The sequence below is a fragment of the Tsuneonella litorea genome (assembly GCF_025154015.1).
Classification (GTDB): Bacteria; Pseudomonadota; Alphaproteobacteria; order Sphingomonadales; family Sphingomonadaceae; genus Tsuneonella; species Tsuneonella litorea.
The window spans coordinates 1-1,368 of record NZ_JAOAMV010000024.1; the positions used below are offsets into that span (position 1 = coordinate 1).

1 protein-coding gene is annotated in these 1,368 nt (G+C 61.7%); it reads left to right on the top strand.

Annotation, left to right across the window (positions count from 1 at the left end; translation table 11 throughout):
* Window positions 1–75 precede the first annotated feature (75 nt).
* Window positions 76–1,098 carry an IS110 family RNA-guided transposase gene (locus N0B51_RS14795; protein ID WP_259963367.1) on the top strand — a complete coding sequence of 341 codons (1,023 nt, stop codon included), beginning with the start codon at window positions 76–78 and terminating at the stop codon, window positions 1,096–1,098.
* Window positions 1,099–1,368 lie beyond the last annotated feature (270 nt).

The following is a 1,368-nucleotide window of genomic DNA, read 5'->3' on the forward strand; positions in this document are numbered from 1 at the left end:
TTGATGCCGTGGACGGCTCTCCACCCAGCGCGGAGTCGCTCGTAGTCTACTCCGCTTCAGTGGAGGAGAAGTGCCATGGAAGTTCAGGTTATCGGTCTGGATATCGCGAAGTCAGTTTTCCAGCTTCACGGATTGGATGTTGATGGGGAGACCGTGCTGCAGAAGCGGCTGACGCGGGCACGCCTGCTGCCGTTTTTTGAGAAGCTGCCGCCGTGCCTCATCGGTATTGAAGCGTGCGGATCTGCACACTTCTGGGCCCGAGAGCTCACGAAGCTCGGTCACGATGTCAAGCTGATGCCCGCGCAGTACGTGAAGCCCTATGTGAAGCGGCAGAAGAACGACATGGCTGATGCCGAGGCGATCGCAGAAGCGGTCACCCGGCCGAACATGCGTTTTGTGCCGGCAAAGGCCCCCGACGAACAGAGCGCTATGATGCTGCACAAGGTGCGAATGATGCTGAACCGGCAGTTGGTGATGCTTACCAATGCCATCCGTGCGCACATGGCCGAGTTCGGCGTCGTTGCGCCGGTCGGGCGAGGCGGCGTGGATCGATTACTCGCTATCATTGAAGACGATGACGATTACCACCTGCCAGCGGAAGCTCGGCTCTGCCTTGGGATGCTGGCCAACCAGCTGCGGTTGGTGAAGGCCCAGATCTTAGAGAACGACCGTCGAGTGCTGGCTTCAGCGCGCTCTACCGAACTCGGTCGCCGCCTCATGGAAGTGCCTGGCATCGGGCCACTTGTTGCTTCCGCGCTCGTCGCCTGTGTCCCCGATCCATCGATCTTCCGCTGTGGCCGCAACATGGCGGCGTGGCTGGGCCTCGTTCCAAGACAGTACTCATCAGGTGGCAAAGCGCGGATGGGATCGGTCACCAAGGCTGGCAACCGCTACCTGCGCCAGATGCTGTTCGCCGGCGCCATGGCGGTCATCCGCCGTGCGATGCAGGGCACGCGCCGAACCTGGCTGACGCGACTGCTCGAGCGGCGCAAGCCGAAGGTCGCCGCGATGGCGTTGGCCAACAAGAACGCCAGGATCGCATGGGCCTTGATGACTAGTGGCGCACGCTATCGCGAGCCGTTGGACATCACGGCCTGACAAGAGATCGCGCGACCGCCAGGGTCACGCTCACGAGGTTGGAAAGGGCAAAGGAGCTAATGCACGACAGCCGGTCGACACCGACGGATCAGACCACCCTACTTGCGCCCCGCACTTCGAGTGCGCGAAATTGATTAGGGATCGGTTCCGCGGAAGGCATTATGGCCAGCGGCGCATGACAAGGCCGCACCACAGGCCGGACACATGGCCGCACCGACCAGCCTCAGCAAAAGCTCACCAAATCCTTGCCAACGGAGAGCCGTCCACACA

Excerpts from the sequence above, each read along its gene's own strand:
- N0B51_RS14795 (WP_259963367.1), top strand. The coding sequence starts at position 76 with ATGGAAGTTCAGGTTATCGGTCTGGATATCGCGAAGTCAGTTTTCCAG.